General features: G+C 62.8%; 16 protein-coding genes. 12 read left to right on the forward strand and 4 right to left on the reverse strand.

Annotated features, from left to right (window positions below):
• Positions 1-34: 34 nt before the first annotated feature.
• Entirely contained in the window at positions 35-445 is a 411-nt protein-coding gene (gene nikR / locus AV059_RS09465) for a nickel-responsive transcriptional regulator NikR (protein WP_005537287.1), read from the reverse strand.
• 120 nt (positions 446-565) lie between these two features.
• Between nikR and AV059_RS09470 the strand changes: the two genes are divergently transcribed.
• From AV059_RS09470 to AV059_RS09485, 4 genes are read left to right on the forward strand one after another with little or no spacing between them, the layout of a single operon-like run.
• Positions 566-1,204 carry an energy-coupling factor ABC transporter permease gene (locus AV059_RS09470; protein WP_058994178.1) on the forward strand — a complete coding sequence of 213 codons (639 nt, stop codon included), beginning with the start codon at positions 566-568 and terminating at the stop codon, positions 1,202-1,204.
• Positions 1,204-1,518: a PDGLE domain-containing protein gene (locus tag AV059_RS09475; RefSeq protein ID WP_058994179.1), complete on the forward strand. Its 315-nt coding sequence runs from the start codon at positions 1,204-1,206 to the stop codon at positions 1,516-1,518. Before AV059_RS09470 ends, AV059_RS09475 begins: the two co-directional genes overlap by 1 nt.
• A 3-nt stretch (positions 1,519-1,521) precedes the next feature.
• Positions 1,522-2,313 (forward strand): cobalt ECF transporter T component CbiQ, encoded by a 792-nt coding sequence (gene cbiQ, locus AV059_RS09480; protein WP_058994180.1) that lies wholly within the window; start codon positions 1,522-1,524, stop codon positions 2,311-2,313.
• Positions 2,310-3,122 carry an energy-coupling factor ABC transporter ATP-binding protein gene (locus AV059_RS09485; protein ID WP_058994181.1) on the forward strand — a complete coding sequence of 271 codons (813 nt, stop codon included), beginning with the start codon at positions 2,310-2,312 and terminating at the stop codon, positions 3,120-3,122. The genes cbiQ and AV059_RS09485 overlap by 4 nt, the downstream gene beginning before the upstream one ends.
• 41 nt (positions 3,123-3,163) lie before the next feature.
• Here the strand turns inward: AV059_RS09485 and AV059_RS09490 are convergent, their stop codons facing one another.
• Positions 3,164-3,691 carry a phosphopantetheine adenylyltransferase gene (locus AV059_RS09490; RefSeq protein WP_058994182.1) on the reverse strand — a complete coding sequence of 176 codons (528 nt, stop codon included), beginning with the start codon at positions 3,689-3,691 and terminating at the stop codon, positions 3,164-3,166.
• Positions 3,692-3,828: 137 nt separating this feature from the next.
• Here AV059_RS09490 and AV059_RS09495 point away from each other — a divergent pair, with 137 nt between their 5' ends.
• The 3 genes from AV059_RS09495 to AV059_RS09505 all read left to right on the forward strand — a co-directional run bounded on the left by AV059_RS09495 (position 3,829) and on the right by AV059_RS09505 (position 7,291).
• Positions 3,829-4,818 carry a VOC family protein gene (locus AV059_RS09495; protein WP_058994183.1) on the forward strand — a complete coding sequence of 330 codons (990 nt, stop codon included), beginning with the start codon at positions 3,829-3,831 and terminating at the stop codon, positions 4,816-4,818.
• 82 nt (positions 4,819-4,900) lie between these two features.
• Entirely contained in the window at positions 4,901-5,272 is a 372-nt protein-coding gene (locus AV059_RS09500) for a hypothetical protein (protein ID WP_058997543.1), read from the forward strand.
• A gap of 258 nt (positions 5,273-5,530) precedes the next feature.
• Positions 5,531-7,291, forward strand: coding sequence for a S9 family peptidase (locus AV059_RS09505; protein ID WP_058994184.1), 1,761 nt, complete (start codon positions 5,531-5,533; stop codon positions 7,289-7,291).
• 83 nt (positions 7,292-7,374) lie between these two features.
• Here the strand turns inward: AV059_RS09505 and AV059_RS09510 are convergent, their stop codons facing one another.
• A complete protein-coding gene (locus AV059_RS09510) occupies positions 7,375-9,657 on the reverse strand; it encodes a nitric-oxide reductase large subunit (RefSeq protein ID WP_058994185.1) in 2,283 nt (760 codons plus the stop codon).
• Between the two features lie 73 nt (positions 9,658-9,730).
• Between AV059_RS09510 and AV059_RS22785 the strand changes: the two genes are divergently transcribed.
• From AV059_RS22785 to AV059_RS09520, 3 genes are all read left to right on the forward strand, one after another.
• Positions 9,731-9,832: a nucleotidyltransferase domain-containing protein gene (locus AV059_RS22785; protein ID WP_228841778.1), complete on the forward strand. Its 102-nt coding sequence runs from the start codon at positions 9,731-9,733 to the stop codon at positions 9,830-9,832.
• A 1-nt stretch (position 9,833) separates the two neighbouring features.
• Positions 9,834-10,406, forward strand: coding sequence for a YbhB/YbcL family Raf kinase inhibitor-like protein (locus AV059_RS09515; protein ID WP_058994186.1), 573 nt, complete (start codon positions 9,834-9,836; stop codon positions 10,404-10,406).
• 197 nt (positions 10,407-10,603) lie between these two features.
• Positions 10,604-10,783 carry an HVO_0416 family zinc finger protein gene (locus tag AV059_RS09520; protein ID WP_004515335.1) on the forward strand — a complete coding sequence of 60 codons (180 nt, stop codon included), beginning with the start codon at positions 10,604-10,606 and terminating at the stop codon, positions 10,781-10,783.
• 273 nt (positions 10,784-11,056) lie between these two features.
• On the opposite strand, the gene AV059_RS09525 is transcribed toward AV059_RS09520, so the two are convergent.
• On the reverse strand, positions 11,057-11,554 hold the full coding sequence (locus AV059_RS09525) for a PadR family transcriptional regulator (protein WP_058994187.1): 498 nt from the start codon (positions 11,552-11,554) through the stop codon (positions 11,057-11,059).
• 132 nt (positions 11,555-11,686) lie between these two features.
• On the opposite strand from AV059_RS09525, the gene AV059_RS09530 reads away from it, so the two are divergent.
• Both AV059_RS09530 and AV059_RS09535 read left to right on the forward strand, forming a co-directional pair.
• Complete coding sequence (locus AV059_RS09530; RefSeq protein ID WP_004958928.1) at positions 11,687-12,037, forward strand: helix-turn-helix domain-containing protein; 351 nt, start codon at positions 11,687-11,689, stop codon at positions 12,035-12,037.
• 28 nt (positions 12,038-12,065) lie between these two features.
• Entirely contained in the window at positions 12,066-12,365 is a 300-nt protein-coding gene (locus AV059_RS09535; RefSeq protein WP_058994188.1) for a hypothetical protein, read from the forward strand.
• Positions 12,366-12,372: the final 7 nt, after the last annotated feature.

The raw sequence follows: 12,372 nt of genomic DNA on the forward strand, positions 1-12,372 counted from the left end.
TGCTTCGGGCCCGCCCCCGCTCACCGTCCGCTGATCACTCGTCGACAACGACGACCTTGACTTGCTGGACGCCACCAATCGCACGGAGTCGGTTGGCCAACTCGGTGATTGTGCCACCCGCGCCCTCAACGACCAGCGTCTCCATACAGGTATCGTGGGAGAGATGGATGTGCTGGACGGACGTGATGATGTCGGCCATCTCGTGTTGGACCGTCTGGAGTTCGTCAGCGATACCCGAGACGTGGTGGTCGTGCACGATGACAATCGTCCCGTGATGGTGTTGTTCGTCACCGGATTCCCACTCGTAGGTCGCAAAGAAGTCACGCAGTGAGTCCCGTATCGCCTCCGACCGGCTCGCGTATTCCCACTCGTCGACGATGCCGTCGAGCCGGTCGACCATCGACGACGGGAGTGTCAGACTGATCCGGTCGAGATCGTCACTCATGTGTGTCGATAGGGACGGGCCCGCATATGGGTATCCGGGCTTCGGTAATACTCACCCGCCGGCAGTAATACTGCCCGATGAAAAAGTATTATTACAGCGCCGGGACCAGACCTGAGTAGTATGCATATTCCCGACGGATATATCGATCTGCCGCTTGCACTGCTGTTTGGTGCGCTTGCGGTCGTCGTTTTGAGCGTTGCTGCGAAGCGCGTCAACGGTGAAATATCTGATGCGCGCGCACCGTTGCTCGGCGTCGTCGCGGCGAGCATCTTCGCTGCACAGATGCTCGATTGGCCGATTCCGGGCGGAACCAGCGCCCATTTCGTCGGGGGCGCGTTCGCGGCGATTCTTCTCGGCCCGCATCTGGGTGCACTCTGTGTTGCGACTGTCGTCACGATTCAGGCGCTCGTCTTCGGTGACGGCGGGCTCGTGGTGCTCGGCGCGAACGTGTTCAACATGGCTGTCGTCGAGGTGTATGTCGGCTACGCCATCTATCGCCTGCTCGTTCCCTACGGTGAGTTCCGCGCCGCCTTCGTCGCGGGGTGGTTGGGAATCACGGCCGGCGCACTAACCGCCGCGCTCCAGCTCGGCCTTTCCTCGGCGTTTCAGTACCAGTTGCTGACGACGCTGTCGATAATGGGTGTCGGGCATCTCGTACTCGGGCTGATTGAGGGGGCCATCACCGCCTCGGTCTATCGCTACCTCGCCCGCGCTCGCCCCGACCTCCGGCCGAACGCCGCTTCGGAGGTGAGCGCGTGATGGCTGGAGCCCGCCCCGACTGGCTGCCCCGTGCGCTCGCCGCGCTCTTGGTCCTAACGCTGCTTGCGCCAGTGTTCGGGTGGGCAGCCGGGCAGGTCGGCTACGCCGAACCGCTCGAGAACGCCGCCGAGACGACAGGTGCGACAGAACACGCCACCGCCGTCGGTACCGCGCTGTTCCCCGACTACGGTGTCCCCGGATTCGGCGGCGCGACCGGGACGTTCGTGTCGGCTGTCGTCGGAACGGCACTGACGCTCCTGCTCGGTGTTGGCATCGGTCGCCTGCTCGGGGCGAATACCGACCAGCGCCAGTAACTGATGTCCGGCAGAGACCTGCTTGACCGGACCGTCGCGGCTATCGCGGCCAGCGCCCAGTGGTTCCTGCTCGCGGAGGACCTCCCGGAGCGGGACGGGTTTCTTCAGGCCGTTACGCCGACGGTCAAGCTCGTCGGCATCGCAATGCTTGTCACCCTGACCGTGACACAGCGGGCGTTGGCAGTCGTCAGCGCGCTCGCGCTTTTCGCCACAGTGCTCGCGGCGCTGTCGCGGGTCCCCGTCCGTACTTTTCTGGGTCGCTTGACCGGGCCACCGGTCTTTGCGTTCGTGGTCGTCGCGCCGCAAGCGTTCTTGATGGGTGGCCCCTCGCTGGGGTCGCTCCCGCTCTCGGCCGCTGGCGTCGACTACGTGCTCACGTTCGCCGTCCGCGTAACCGCGTGTGTCGGCTTCCTGTCCGTGCTGCTGTTGACGACCCGCTTCGCCGACCTGCTGGCGGCGTTTCGCCGGCTCCGAGTCCCGCCGATTGCCGTCTCACTGCTCGGAATCACGTACCGCTATTTACTCCTCTTTTTCGCCGAACTCGAACGTATGATTCGGGCTCGACGGAGCCGAACCATTGCTGAGCCGAGTCTTCGCCGGAACTGGCGTGACTCGGGACACTTCGTTGGCTCGTTTCTCGTCCGGAGTTTAGAGCGCGGCGAGCGGGTCCAGCGGGCCGCTCGCGCCCGCGGCGGCACCGGCTCGACGCCGGTACAGCCGAGAGAACCGCTCGGGCGGGCCGACCTCGCCTTCGGTCTGGTCGTCGCACTCGCCGTCGTGGTGGTGGTCGCGTGACTGCCATCGAGGCGACTGCCCTCCGGTACGCCTACCCCGACGAAACATTGGCCGTAGACGGTGTCGACGCGTCCATCGAGCGCGGCGAGCGTGTGGCACTGCTCGGCCCGAACGGGGCTGGCAAGTCGACGCTGCTGGAACTGATGGGTGGGTTAGTCGACCCTGACGGCGGGCAGGTACGGTACTTCGGGGCGACGACCGACGCCGATACCGTCCGTAGTCGGTTGAGCGTCCTCACGCAAAACCCCGCCGACTACCTGTTCAATCCGACCGTCCGCGAGGACCTCGCCTACGGGCCAGCACAACTCGACTGCGACCGCGCGGAAGTCGACCGCCGCGTCGAGCGAGTCGCGGACCGGCTCGACCTCGACGGCCTCCTGTCGAAGCCGCCGTTCCGGCTTAGCGGCGGCGAACAGCGCCGAGCCGCCCTCGCCAGCGCGCTCACCGTCGAACCAGACGTGCTGTTGCTTGATGAGCCAGTGAGCAACGTCGACGCTGCGAACCGCGAAACGATTCTCGACCTGCTCGACGAACTCGCGGCCGACGGCGTCACGCTCGTCGTTTCGACGCCGGATACCGAACTCGTTCCACACGTCGCAGACCGGGTGCTGCTGCTTGACGATACCGGCACGATTGCTGCGAGAGGGACGACCCGACACATCCTGACAGACACTGACCTGCTGCGGGACTGTGACCTGCGCCCGCCACAGGTTGTCAGGCTGTTCGAGGGCCGAACAGCGGACGTGCCGCTGACTGTCGATAGTGCCGCCGAACGGCTGGACGGGGCTGGGTTAGATACCAGAGAGTGACGGCATAGCGCGTGGAGACACTGGAGCCTATCAGCTGGATCTCATTCCGACGCGTCGAGCAGGCGGCCGTGCACGTCGATTTCGCCGTTTCGAATCCGGGTACTGCTGATTCGCGTGCCGTCCTCGGCGACGACGAACGGCGGCGTGTGGATTTCCAGTGGATGGAGCCCCGACTCCCGCCGCTGCTGATTGAGTTCGTAGGCGCGGCGCTGCGCCTTTGCCTCCGGCGACGCGACGAGCGCATCCACGTCCGCCCGTGTCGCGGCCGGTCCCTGCGTGTCGTCCAATCGGACAATCTCATACGTGGCGGTGTATGGCTCACCCAACTGGTCCAACTCGGAAACGAGCGCGCTCCGACGGTCATCGTACGCACCCAGCTGCTTGACGTGTGTTGGGTCGCTACGCGTCTCTGTGGCCAGTTCGGGGCTCGTCAGCCCGACGATGACGTGGCCGTCGCCACTCCCATCGTGGCTTGCGGTCTGAAACGCTTTGTGTAGGAGCGCCCGGTGGCCGTTGTGAATCGGTGTGAAGGTCCCGCCGAGAATCGCTGTCCGGTCCGCGTCTGCCATACGCGAATGTCCCACCAGTATCATATATAGCTGCTGTCCGTCGTCTGACTCGGCAGCGCCAACTGCTCTCATCGACTGTAACCCGGTAACACTCGCGTCAGCAGCCACTCAAGTAGTTCCGGCACGTATTGATACCAATGACCGAAGTCACCCCGACACCGGGTATCCACCACGTGACATGTATTGCGAGCGACCCGCAGCAGAACATGGACTTCTGGGTCGAAACGCTTGGACTCAGGCTCGTCAAGCGCTCGATCAACCAGGACGACCCCAGTACGTACCACTTCTTCTTTGCCGACGCCGAGGGGAACCCGGGAACGAGCATGACGTTCTTCCCGTGGGAGGACCATGCACAGGGGAAGGTCGGCTCCGGACAGGTCTCACGCACCGCGTTCCGCGTTCCCGAGGGGAGCCTCGACTACTGGGAGGGCCGCTTCGACGAGTACGGCGTCGACTACGACGACCGCGTTGAGCGGTTCGGCGAGACTGTTCTCCCGTTCCGCGACCCGGATGGGCTTCCGGTTGAACTGGTCGAAGTCGAGATTCCCGACGACGACCCGACTGAGCCATGGACAGAGTTTGTCCCCGAAGACGCCGCGATCCGCGGCTTCCACTCCGTGACGCTGTGGCTGGCTGACCCCGAACCGACGGAGGAACTGCTCCAGACGATGGGCTTAGAAGAAGTCGGGACCGAACAGGCACAGGGCGACACGCCCGGCGACGAGCGGACCCGCTTCGCCGCGACGGGGACCGTCGGGAAGTACGTCGACGTGTTACCGACAATCCAGGGCGGCCGGCAGGGCCACGGCACGGTTCACCACGTCGCCTTCCAGACGCCGACCGACGAGGACCAGCAGTCGATGCGCGAGGCCGTCCGTGGCGCGGGGCTACGCCCCACGTCACAGATCGACCGTCACTGGTTCCGGTCGGTCTACTTCCGGGAGTCCGGCGGCATCTTGTTCGAACTCGCCACAAGCGGCCCCGGCTACGACAGCGATGAACCGCGTGACGACCTCGGTGGCCGGCTGGTGCTGCCCGGGAAGTTCGAGAGCCGACGCGACGAAATCGAGGCGGGGCTCACGAACGTGACAATTCCCCGGTCAGAGACAGCCGAAGCCGACGACTAACGCCATCGAACCGATCGGTATTCGCTTTATTCTTCCTGGTAGCCTGTGAGTAAATATGAGTGGCTGGGGTGTCCTGTGTCATATGTCCACAGAGGGACAGGAGTACGTTATCGCGCCGTGGGGGGAGAGTGAGTGTGAGACGACCGATGTCACGGTCGACCTGCCGTCGCGGGACATTGCGGCTCAACTGGAAGTCCCGACGAGCGTGCTAGACCGCATGGCACAGCTCAGCGACGAGCACGACATCCCGGCGACGCAGGCGCTCGGGGAGCGACTGGAAATCAACCGGGCGCGGGTGTCGCTCTGTGCCGCGAAGTCGGTTGACGATGTGGCCGCAGTCCAGCAGCACCTCACAGACGCCCGTAAGTACCTGGCCGGCGTCGAGGCGCTCGACACGGCAGATCTCGAAGCCGACATCGAACACCTCTGGACAAACGAGCTCGGCGGCGCGTAACCTCGTCCATGGGGAGCGTGCCGAAGACTGAAGTGGCTATCTGTGGCCGTAGAAGCCCGAAAGCCGGTTTATTGGTAATGCTGAATAGTTGGTAATGAAGTGGGAACTGGAGCACCATCCAGTACGTGAAGGGGGTCAGATCTCCATCTCAGCGGGTTAGAATACCAATTTTAGATACCCTCCCAATTCTTTACCGTTGGCTTGGAGTTTACAGTAAGTTTAATTCCCTGAGTGTCTCACCTGTTGCCGTGGTATATAATGAACGATAATAGACGACTGTGGTTCGTAGCTGCAGTGTCGCTACTCCTGATATTCAGCGGAAGCGGACTCGCATGGACAGTACAAACAGACGCCGGTTCCGTCGAGGTTCGCGACGTGAAGTTCTCCGGGACCAACGGAACGATGATGAGCGGGACGCTGTACGTCCCTGAGGAGGCGAGCAGCGCGTCCCCACAACCGGGGGTGTTGGCCGTCCACGGGTATATCAACTCGAAAGAGACGCAATCGCCGTTCGCTATCGAGTACGCGAGACGGGGTTTCGTCGTGCTCGCTATCGACCAGACCGGCCACGGCTACTCGGACCCGCCAGCGTTCAAGAACGGCTACGGTGGCCCCGACAGCCTCGAATATCTCCGCTCGCTGGACTACGTCGATAACGAAAACATCGGGCTCGAAGGGCACTCGATGGGCGGCTGGACTGTCATCACGGCGGCCGCGGCCCATCCGGACGGGTACGAATCGATGGTCATTGAGGGGTCATCGACTGGTTCGAACCGTGCCCCCGAAGGCACTGACTCGTTCCCACGGAACCTCGCCGTCGTGTTCAGCGAGTACGACGAATTCGCCCCGTTGATGTGGGGGACCGCGAGTGCTTCCGACGTTGAGCAGAGCGAAAAACTCCAGACGGTGTTCGGTACGGACAGCGCCGTTGAAGAGGGGCGCACTTACGGCAGCGTCGAGGACGGGACCGCACGGCAACTGTACACGCCGGCAACGACCCACCCCGGCGACCACTTCTCGACCGCAGCCATCGGCGCGTCCGTCGAATGGCTCCAGCTCACGCTCGAAGGTGAAGACGAGATGGACCCCAGTAATCAGGTCTGGTACTGGAAATCGCTGGGGACCTTTATCGCCCTCATTGGCGGTGTACTGTCACTGTTCCCGGCCGGTGGACTGCTCATCGAGCGGGCATCGACTGACAGGCTTCGACGGGAGTATCCTGATGGGAAGGGGATGACCGGCGCCAAGCGGTACGCGGCGGCGCTCCTCGCAGCGGCCATCCCGATTGTGACGTACTTCCCGTTGCAGGACATCGCACCGTCGATCATCGGGCTCAGTTGGCTGTTCCCACAGCAGATCAACAACGGCGTGATCGTCTGGGCGCTGGGGAACACAGTCATCACGGCGGTGCTGTTCGCGGTGTGGCATTACACGAGCAACGCCGATGACCCGTCCGTGTCGCTGGCGAACTACGGTCTCGATACGGGCGACGGCGCGCGAACGGTTGGTGTCTCGGTTCTGGCCGGCGTCGCTACCGTCGCCGTGCTGTACCTGCTTGAGGCCGTCGTGGCGTTCCTGTTCCAGACGGACTTCCGTATCTGGGTGTTCGCCATCAAACTCCTCTCTCCGGCGCAGTTCCGGATCAGCTTCTCGTATCTCCTGCCGTTGTTCGCCTTCTTCGTCGTCCTCGGCGCGCTCCTGCACGGCCAGCTCCGTCCCGAGGGCGAGTCCCGGTCGCTTCGCCGGGCGATGGCGACGAACTGGCTCATCGTCGTCGGTGGATTCGTCGTCCTGCTAGCGATTCAGTACATCCCGCTGCTGACCGGTCAGCCCCTGCCGCTTGGCCACCCACTGCTGACAATCCTGGCGCTGCAGTTCGTCGCTCTGCTCAGCATCGTGGCCTTCGTTAGCACGTACTTCTTCAGAAAGACGGGTCGGGTCTGGGTCGGCGCGACGATCAACGCCGTTCTTGTGACGTGGGTCATCGTCGCCGGGACGGCGACGCAGTTCCCCGTCTAGATCCGGCGTTTCACTCTCTTTTCGTTTCTGTCGGCCAAGTCGTGTTCCGGCTGTAATGACCACAGCCGAAGACCGGCGGTTACTCAGTCGTCGCTCATGACGCCCTCCGCGACGGCCATGTCCTCAACCGTGGGGTCGTCTTCGGATCTCCGGAGGACGAACCGCTTGCGGATCAGGTCGGCCGCGTAGATCGCTGTCCCGAGGATGATGAGCGTGTCACCGGGGAGTCGCGCCCAGAACAGCGTCTGGACGAGCGGCTGGTTGTAGAACGCCACGCTCCGGGCGGCGGCGTAGCTGCCGGTGAACGCCGCCTCCAACTGGAGGAAGCCCACGGGCAGGACGGAGACAAACACCATCAGCGCCAGGCCGACGTTCCAGCACCAGAACGCCGCCCGGAGCCAGGAGCCGTCCCAGCGGCCGGGCTTGATGGCGAGCTGGAGCATATAGGTGACCATCCCCAGCGCGAGGAAGCCAAAGGCCCCAAACATCGCGGCGTGAGCGTGGCCGACCGTGAGGTAGGTGCCGTGCTCGTAGTAGTTGATCAGCGGGAGGTTGATGAAGAACCCGAGCACGCCGGCCCCGACGAAGTTCCAGACCCCGCTGGCGATGATGAACATGAACGGGAGCTTGTAGGGGAACCCGCCGGTTTCCGACATCGTCCGGTACTGGCCCAGCGCCTCATAGAGGATGAACACCAGCGGGAGCAGTTCCAGCGTCGAGAACACGCTCCCGATGGGGACCCACATATCGGGCATCCCGACCCACCAGTAGTGATGGGAGACGCCGATGACACCTGTGCTCATCACCAGCAACGCTTGGAGCATGACTGCCTTCTCGGCGCTGCGGCGGCTGAGCAGGTTCATCGACACCAGCGTCAGCCCGATGATGGCGACGATGAAGAACTCGAAGGCCCCCTCGACCCACATGTGGACGACCCACCAGCGCCAGAACTCCGTGACGGCGATGTTCGTCTCGGGGGTGAAGAAGAACCCGGCGGTAAACAGCAGCGCGATGGAACCGCCGGCGTACAGGATCATGTGTGCGAGGCCGAACACCGGCTCGCGGTCCAGCAGCGGCTTCAGGCCTCGAATCGAGAGGACGGCCCACAGACCGAAGCCGGCGAGCAGTCCGACCTGCCAGACCTTCCCGACTTCGAGGTACTCTAGCCCTTCGTTGCCGAACAGCCACCAGAGGTCGCCGAAGTAGCCGTGCGAGCCGAGCCAGATGCCGCCGAGGCCGCCGACGGTGACGACGACGATAGCTCCGAGTAGGATGTTGATATACGTCGACTGTCGCCTGGGTTCGTGGCCGGTCAGCAGCGGCGGGAGGAACAGCCCCGCCCCGAGCCACGTCGCGGCGATCCAGAGAATACCCAGGTCGATGTGCCAGGTCTTCGCTATGGCAAAGGGCAGTAGCTGGAGGATGTGGACGCCGAATATTTCCTCAATGCCGAAGAAGCCGGCTCGTTCGATGTAGAAGTGGGCGAGCAACCCACCGAGTAACACCTGCGAGAGGAACAACCCGGCGGCGACCGGGATGAACCGCAGAGCGGCCCGCTGGCTGGGGAAGATGCTCACGTCGCCCGGCTCGGGAACCGAGAGGTCGCCGGCGGACGGTTCCGGGAGGCTGACGGACTGGTACAGCCAGATGCCGCCACCGGCGGCGGCGACGAGCAGGACCATCGCGATGACGCTCCAGGTCATCGCCGCGCCGGTCGCGTCGTTACCGGCGGCGGGCTCGTACGGCCAGTCGTTCGTGTAGGAGTGCTCGCCGCCCGGGCGGTCAGTGTGGGAGAACCACGCCGTCCACATGGCGAAGTCGGCGAACTGTCGGGCGTCGGCTTCGGAGTCGATCATCCCCTCGGGGACGCCTCGTTCGTGGCTCCCCTCGTGGTACCGCTCGACATACTCCTGACGGACCTGCTGGTGGGCGTACAGCTCCGCGGCGGTGTACTCGATGTTTCCGCCCTCGTACTCTCCACTGAGGTCCTGTTTGACGTCATCGTCGACGGCGGCCTGTTCGGCCGTCGACAGCGATTCGTACTCGGACCCGTAGCGCTCCTCGGCGTAGTACGTCCGCATATGCTGGGTTTTCAACTCCAGCGAGTCAGCGGTGTAGTCCGCGCCGTAGTACGCGCCGTTTCCGAGAATCGAACCGTGGTTCATCAGCCCGTTCTTCTGGAACGCCTTCTTCCCGTCGCGGATGTCCTCACCCGTGACGAGCGTCTCGCCGTCGGGTCCGACGACTTGCTCGGGGATTGGTGGCGCTTCCTGATACGCGATCCACGCGCCGGCCCCCATGACGATGAGGTTGAAGACGAACGCGGCGGCGATCACCTTCGCGATCGTTTTGCGTTTGAGTTCCATGTGGTTAGAACTCCAGTACCCCCAAAATAAGAAGGGGGCAAGACGTTCTCAGCCGCTGGTGACGGGAGGGAACATGTTCGCCCTGATAGGGACCAGTGGTGTCCCGTCCCCGGATTCGACGTGGGACGTGGCGGGGTATCACAAGGCAGATTACTACCTGTCCCTCCCACTCTGATATGCGCCGTCGCCACTTCGTCCAGACGCTCGGGGTGTCAGCACTGGTCGGGAGCGCGGGCTGTACCGGGCAGTCGGACGACACAACATCGGCCTTCGAAGTGTCAAGCCCTGCGTTCAGTTCCGGAGACGAGCTCCCGGCCCAGTTCACCTGCGACGGCGACGGCGTTTCGCCGCCCTTTGTCATCGAGCGCGTCCCGGAGCCGACGGCAGCGCTTGCCATCACAGCCGAGTACGACGGCGGCGTGTTTAGCCAGCCGGTGTTCTGGACGCTGTGGAACGTCCCGCCAGAGACGGAACGGATTCCGGCCGGACTCCCTCGCGAGCCGACCCTCGATACGCTCGGCGGTGCTCGACAGGGAACACAGCCCCCCAACGAGCCGGGGTATGAACCGCCGTGTCCACCAGCCGGACAGCCCTACGAACACCGGTTTCAGGTGTACGCACTCGGCGAAGAGTTATCTATCGAGGGGGGAACCGAACAGGAACCGGCGACGGAGGCCATCGCAAACGCGCTCATCGCTAGCGCCCGTCTCACTGTTGACTACACCCACCCGGTTGAGACCGACAGCTAACGGGTGGTACCGGACACAATCGGGTCCAGCCCACTGTCTGAACGACTGCTCATCTAGCGCTGTTGCTGGTCGTACGGTTCTTGAGTGGCACCGCTCGCTGTGACTGGCCGTCTCGTCGCACGTGGTGCGTCGTTACTTATGGCAATGTTTCACAATACCATTAAACCTATATACTGATGTGCTATACCATATCATGTATGGCGTCCGCACCGAGTAGTGACGATATGTTCGACGAGTTCCTCTCCCAGCGTGGTCACGACGTGGACCAGAGTGGTTGGGAAGAGAGCTATAACAAGAAGCAGTGCCCTGATTGCGGCGGTCTTCACGAGTCGACAGCGGCACAGTGCTCGGTGTGTGGCTGGACACCGGTACGGTAAGGATACTCCACTTTTCGGTCTTCCTCCTTTCATCCGGTAGCGGCGGTACTGACCTGCAGAACCGACAGTTCGTTCCCTACTGAGATGGGCCTCACGCCGTCCCTTGTCGAGACAGCAACGGCGCAGACAGTCGGAACTGCGTTACGTTGCGTAGAAAGGAAGTGGGGAGTCTTTGTGTGGCCAGCCGACGGTTGGGGGTGATGTGTCGGCGGGCCGACCGGCTCGTAGCCGACGATTGGGGGGTGTGTCGGCGAGATGACCGGTTCGTGGTGGTTACAGCGCATCGAGCGACGCATGGAGGAACAGCCCGAGCGCGAGATGTTGGTACGCGGACGTTGCGATCTGCTCCTTTGCAGCCGCATCGTCCGCGATTCCATACTGTTTCGTCTGGACGAGTTCGTGCATCTGGAGCGTGCCATCCGCTTCTAACTCGTGCAGCCGGGGATACACTGTCCCCGGACTCAGTTCGGCACCGAACTGGGTTTCTAGTTCCTCCATCAGTCCGGTCCCGTGGGTGCCACCATCGGCGACTGCGATCATCGCCAGTAGGATCTCTTCCAGACTCTGTGTGACTAGACCGTCATCGACCGCGGTCTCGCCGTCGACGACGTCGTCAATGACCGGGTCCAACAGCGACTCCGTAATGGCGTCACGACTGGGTGGGTCATGCGATTCCGGGCGCTCTGTATCGCCGAGAGGGGTCACTCGCTCATCGGCATTCTGGCCCTGCATCTTGCCCGTCGTCACGCGACGGAGGTTGTCTCCGGACATCGTCTCACCTGAACGCAATCCGCACTGAGTGCTACAGGGGCTATCATGATATAAACGGGGCAGTGTTTTCTGAACGTGAAACCACCACAGTGCTCGAAAACGCTTATATAATATGACGCGAATCTTGGTGTAGTGGCTGAGGAACAGAGCATCGAGGAGATTCTCGATACGATCGGCGACCAGCACGCGCGCCGTGTACTCGCCGCAATCAGTCGTGAACCGCAGTCGGCGAAGGAACTCGCAGAGGAGTGTGACCTCTCGCTGCCGACGGTGTATCGACGTATCGAACTGCTCGACGAGTACGACCTCATCACCGACCGGACGCTCGTCGCCGAGGACGGAAACCACTACAAGGTGTACGAGTCCAACTTCGAGTCGACGGTCATATCGCTTGAGGACGAGGAGTACAAAGTACGTATCTATCGGGAGGAGAACCTCCCGGACCGGTTCAGTCAGCTCTGGGACGAGCTGAACCCGGAATGAGTGTGCCGACCAATAGACGGGTGACCGCATGACGACTGGCGTGACTATCGCACGTAGCGTGCTCATCCTGATGCGGATGGTGGTGTTCGGGCTGACGCTCGGGATCACCCTGATTAGCTTTCAGGCCTACCGGAAGCGTCCGTCAGAACGTCTCCAGTACGCGTTTGTCGGCTTTGCGTTCATCAGTATGGGCGTCGCTATCTCCAGTGTCATCACGCAACTGAGCGCCGGCGAGACTGGTGCCATCGTTCGTGTGTTCTTCCAGATGGCGGAGACGATCCCGTTCATCATCGGGTTCGCGATGCTGTACGTGTCGCTGTACCGGTGAGAAATCC

It is taken from the genome of Haloarcula sp. CBA1127 (assembly GCF_001485575.1).
Classification (GTDB): Archaea; Halobacteriota; Halobacteria; order Halobacteriales; family Haloarculaceae; genus Haloarcula.

Excerpts from the sequence above, each read along its gene's own strand:
- AV059_RS09525 (WP_058994187.1), bottom strand. The coding sequence starts at position 11,554 with ATGTCCGGAGACAACCTCCGTCGCGTGACGACGGGCAAGATGCAGGGC.
- cbiQ (WP_058994180.1), top strand. The coding sequence starts at position 1,522 with ATGTCCGGCAGAGACCTGCTTGACCGGACCGTCGCGGCTATCGCGGCC.
- AV059_RS09495 (WP_058994183.1), top strand. The coding sequence starts at position 3,829 with ATGACCGAAGTCACCCCGACACCGGGTATCCACCACGTGACATGTATT.
- AV059_RS09515 (WP_058994186.1), top strand. The coding sequence starts at position 9,834 with ATGCGCCGTCGCCACTTCGTCCAGACGCTCGGGGTGTCAGCACTGGTC.
- AV059_RS09470 (WP_058994178.1), top strand. The coding sequence starts at position 566 with ATGCATATTCCCGACGGATATATCGATCTGCCGCTTGCACTGCTGTTT.
- AV059_RS22785 (WP_228841778.1), top strand. The coding sequence starts at position 9,731 with ATGTTCGCCCTGATAGGGACCAGTGGTGTCCCGTCCCCGGATTCGACG.
- AV059_RS09490 (WP_058994182.1), bottom strand. The coding sequence starts at position 3,691 with ATGGCAGACGCGGACCGGACAGCGATTCTCGGCGGGACCTTCACACCG.
- AV059_RS09520 (WP_004515335.1), top strand. The coding sequence starts at position 10,604 with ATGGCGTCCGCACCGAGTAGTGACGATATGTTCGACGAGTTCCTCTCC.
- AV059_RS09535 (WP_058994188.1), top strand. The coding sequence starts at position 12,066 with ATGACGACTGGCGTGACTATCGCACGTAGCGTGCTCATCCTGATGCGG.
- AV059_RS09510 (WP_058994185.1), bottom strand. The coding sequence starts at position 9,657 with ATGGAACTCAAACGCAAAACGATCGCGAAGGTGATCGCCGCCGCGTTC.
- AV059_RS09500 (WP_058997543.1), top strand. The coding sequence starts at position 4,901 with ATGTCCACAGAGGGACAGGAGTACGTTATCGCGCCGTGGGGGGAGAGT.
- AV059_RS09505 (WP_058994184.1), top strand. The coding sequence starts at position 5,531 with ATGAACGATAATAGACGACTGTGGTTCGTAGCTGCAGTGTCGCTACTC.
- nikR (WP_005537287.1), bottom strand. The coding sequence starts at position 445 with ATGAGTGACGATCTCGACCGGATCAGTCTGACACTCCCGTCGTCGATG.
- AV059_RS09475 (WP_058994179.1), top strand. The coding sequence starts at position 1,204 with ATGGCTGGAGCCCGCCCCGACTGGCTGCCCCGTGCGCTCGCCGCGCTC.